General features: G+C 67.5%; 1 protein-coding gene. It reads left to right on the plus strand.

The window, feature by feature from the left end; translation table 11 throughout:
- A partial coding sequence (locus QN345_RS20275; protein ID WP_323509268.1) for a hypothetical protein occupies positions 1-252 on the plus strand: 252 nt, incomplete at both ends.

The following is a 252-nucleotide window of genomic DNA, read 5'->3' on the forward strand; positions in this document are numbered from 1 at the left end:
CGCGGTTCTCGAGGGTGAGTTTCCCGAGCTCGCGAGCCAGGACAGCCCCACCCAGACCGTCGGAGGCCGCGCCGAGACGAGCCTGTTCGCGCCCGTGCAGCACGCCGAGCGGATGCTGAGCCTCGACAACGTCTTCTCGGTCGAGGAATTCGAGGCGTGGGCCGCCAAGGTCGAGCGGGACGCCGGCGAGTTCCGGATCGGACTGGATGGATTTGATCAGGGGATGGTCGCGCTGGAACTCCACGTTGTCCC

Origin of the sequence: Cryobacterium sp. 10I1 (assembly GCF_035019805.1) — a bacterium.
Classification (GTDB): domain Bacteria; phylum Actinomycetota; class Actinomycetes; order Actinomycetales; family Microbacteriaceae; genus Cryobacterium; species Cryobacterium glucosi.